General features: G+C 46.2%; 3 protein-coding genes. All 3 read right to left on the minus strand.

Annotated features, from left to right (window positions below; genetic code table 11):
- Window positions 1-7: 7 nt before the first annotated feature.
- The 3 genes from CAG69_RS09120 to CAG69_RS09130 all read right to left on the minus strand — a co-directional run bounded on the left by CAG69_RS09120 (window position 8) and on the right by CAG69_RS09130 (window position 3,523).
- The gene (locus CAG69_RS09120) at window positions 8-982 is read right to left on the minus strand and encodes an ornithine cyclodeaminase family protein (protein ID WP_054577903.1); all 975 of its coding nucleotides are present in this window, start codon (window positions 980-982) and stop codon (window positions 8-10) included.
- An 87-nt stretch (window positions 983-1,069) separates the two neighbouring features.
- Window positions 1,070-2,143, minus strand: coding sequence for a polyamine ABC transporter substrate-binding protein (locus CAG69_RS09125; RefSeq protein WP_132936605.1), 1,074 nt, complete (start codon window positions 2,141-2,143; stop codon window positions 1,070-1,072).
- A gap of 123 nt (window positions 2,144-2,266) precedes the next feature.
- Window positions 2,267-3,523 carry an NAD(P)/FAD-dependent oxidoreductase gene (locus CAG69_RS09130; protein ID WP_161443844.1) on the minus strand — a complete coding sequence of 419 codons (1,257 nt, stop codon included), beginning with the start codon at window positions 3,521-3,523 and terminating at the stop codon, window positions 2,267-2,269.
- Window positions 3,524-3,557: the final 34 nt, after the last annotated feature.

A 3,557-nucleotide genomic window follows, 5' to 3' on the forward strand; every position in this document is an offset into this window, starting at 1 on the left:
AAAATGCTCAGACATGGCTATCTATGCCATTTTCTAACAACACCGCCTTTACAGCGGCCAAATCAGCCAAAGCACTGCCAACTGATTTGTATAAAGTAATGACCTCATCGTTTTGACGTACTGAGATTTGTTGGGCGCAAAGCTGCGGTAATTCCCCTTTGATATCGTCTGACGTGAATACGCCCTCTTGAATTGGAATGAGAAGATCGCCCGCTTCGGCTAATACATTAATACGGCTATCAACATACACCTGTGCTCGTTGCACTGCTTTAGAGTCGCATTCACGCTTGTCCAAGTCATGATTACCGACCAAATCAATATGGGTGCCCGGCTGCACGTCTGCGCCATTAAACAAAGGCTCTGCTGATGCAGTAATACAGCTGATGATGTCAACGTGTTTGATAACGTGGTCCACTTTTTCTACGACTGAAACGCGAAACCGACGCTCATCAGGAAGCGACTGATACTCTGAAGATGACACAATGGCATCTACCGTCGCCTCGGCTTTATCTGAGTTACGCCCCCAAATATAAACCTGCTTAAGTGGGCGAACCGCAGCGTATGCCCACGCAAAATAAGGCGCAAGATTGCCCGTTCCGCAGATCAACAGACGATCAGCATCGGGACGCGCCAAATAGTCCGCTGCCAACGCAGAAGCTGCGGCGGTGCGCCAAAACGTTAAAACTTTACCGTCCACGAGTGCGAGCGGCTCACCATCGTTTCGTCTAAAAACAAGCAGCTTAGATGCAAGCGTATCTTTGCCTTGCTCAGGGTTATGCGGGAAATACGTAAAGGCTTTCACCGCAATTAACTCCTGGTTCCAAGCTGGAAGTAGCGCAAACGCCTCGTATTCTCCCTCTTCTAAGGGCATGACTCGGCGTTGAGGTATTGTTGCTGGCCGCGAGTACATTTCACGCATCGTTTCAATAAGAGACTTCATTGTTAAACATTGCGCGACTTGCTGTGCTTCGATGACTTTCATCATTTCTCCGAAAACATAAATACAGTTGAGGAAAAGTACGGAACCTCGCTTATGGATGAAAACTCGGCCCCATACAAAAATTAATGCCTAGTTAAGCAGCCAGGTATTGAACTCTTCATTTAGTTCATCCGCGTAGTCTGACCACCATTCATCGTTAATCAGGAAGGCGGTTTGGAAGTTTTGAGGTGCGGTAGGAAGGTTCGCTAAAATGTCTGGGTTCACCTCCGCCGAAGACGACTTACGCGTAGGCCCATAGGCAACGTACTTAGCTTGATCAGCTAATGGTTTTGTTCCTGAAGAAAAAGCAATGAAGTCCAATGCAAGCTTTGTGTTCTCACTCCCTTTAGGTATCGCCCATCCATTCATGTAACCCATTTGACGGTCCCATATAATCCGAAATGGTTGACCTTCATCTTTACGGGCATTGTGGATTCGGCCGTTAAACGCCGAGGCGATCACCACTTCTTTGTCTGCAAGCATTTGAGGTGGCTGGGCACCTGTTGTCCACCACAGCACTTCTGATTTGATCGTATCCAACTTAGCAAAAGCACGCTCACGCCCCGCTTCGGTTTCGAGCAGGCTGTAGACCTCTTCTGGCTTTACACCATCAGCCAATAGTGCCCACTCAAGATTACCCTGAGGCTGTTTTTGCAATGCACGTCGACCTGGAAAAGTTTTTAGGTCAAAAAGATCGGTCAACTTGCTAGGCAAAGCCTTACCTTTAAACGCTTCTTCGTTCACCGCTAATACTGTGGACACAACGATGGTATTGATTGCGCACTCGTGAATCGCACCATCAATGAAATCCTCTTGTGCTGGTGTTCCATCAGCTCCCGGAGGCAAAATACTTGGGCTCACTGGTTCTAATAGCCCTTCTGCACAACCACGAACAATGTCCGGCTTGTCGAGAGAAACCAAATCCCAGCGCACATTGTTCGCTTCCACCTGCGCTTTAATTTCGGCTAATCCGCCGCTGAAATCCTCGGATACGATCTCAACACCTGTTTTTTTAATGAAAGGTTTATGATATGCCTCCACTTGGCTCTTGGTGAATGCACCACCCCAAGATACGACCGTCAATTTGTCTTCAGCATAAGCAGAGGCCCCCAACAGCATTCCTGAAATCAACAGCGCCAATGGTGCTTTGGTCATTCGTGACATGTTTTACTCCTTTTGGTTGTTTTTCTGGAGGCATCCGAGTACGGCTGTTGGACACCAGCCTTGTTAAAATTAAGTTAACATTGACATCTAATATATTTTATACAATATTTAATATTAAATTTCTCAGGCAAATCGTTGTAGTGAAAAAGGTGAAAGATCAATCGATGTTGGCTTTCCTTCGATAAGCTCTAAAAGGAGATCTGCCGTAATCGCCGCTTGAGTTAATCCAAGGTGTTGGTGGCCAAATGCCAGTAATACATTTCCATCCCAAATGCTATCAATAACCGGTAACGAGTCGACTGTTGAAGGCCGATTACCCATCCACTTTTCTCCTTGCTTGAGTGGATTTAACCCCGATTCAAACATCTCATCGCCTAACTGAAAAAGCATTTCTGAACGTTTCATATTGGGTGGTGATTCTACATCGGCATACTCAACAGTGCCTGCCAAGCGTAGCCCACCTGACATCGGAGTCATGATGAATTTTCTATCGGCAGAGCTAATAGGAAATGGCAGTACATCACGCTTGTCATCCACCATTAGGTGATAACCACGCTCGGCTTGAATAGGCACTTTGACTCCGGTTAGCTGCCGTATCAAAGGCTTAGAATGTACACCAGCGGCAACAATGATTCGGTCAAATGAATACGTTTGAGACTCAACCAGCACCTCGCCATTTTTCGCCAACGCAGATACACCTTTTTGTAAAACCATACCGCCAAGAACTTCAAAAGCTTCACTTAGCTCAACACAGAGCTGATAAGGGTCTAGCGTATGACCTGTATCGGGAAAAAAGACGCCGACAAAAACCTTATGGCTGAGATCAGGTATCCGCTTTCGAATCGCCTCTTGCGTCCAAACTTGATACGCCACACCGTTTTTAGCCAGTGAGTTAAGCGTACTTTGGTAGTCTTTAAACAGTTTCTCGTTTTCAAAAGTGAGCAATGAACCATTCATTTTTATTAGATGCGCTTTTCCGATTGAATCAAGCATGCCACGCCAACTTGCCACTGACCGCTCGTTAAGAGTTTTAATCGCGTTTTTTGCCTGCTCCGCGGCTGATGGCTTTGTTTGTAATAGAAAACGAATCATCCACCCGATAGTGCTTGGAATATCTTGCCAACGGATCGAAACCGGACTTTTGGGATCTAGCAGCATTTTAGGTAATTGTGAAAGCAGCGCTGGCGTTGCAAGAGGGAAGATTTGCTCAGTCGCGATATGGCCTGCATTTCCCTTAGAGCATCCATTCCCCACGCCATTGGGATCAAAAATCGTGACTTGATAACCTTGCTGCTGCAATTTCAAGCCAATTGATAAGCCAATAATCCCCGCACCTATCACAGCGATCCTTTCCTTTTTAGTTTCATCCTTGACCAACATAAATATGCTCCGAGTCACACTTGAAAATGCAGAT

The organism is Vibrio sp. V43_P6S15P86 (genome assembly GCF_009904725.1).
Taxonomy (GTDB): Bacteria; Pseudomonadota; Gammaproteobacteria; order Enterobacterales; family Vibrionaceae; genus Vibrio; species Vibrio diabolicus.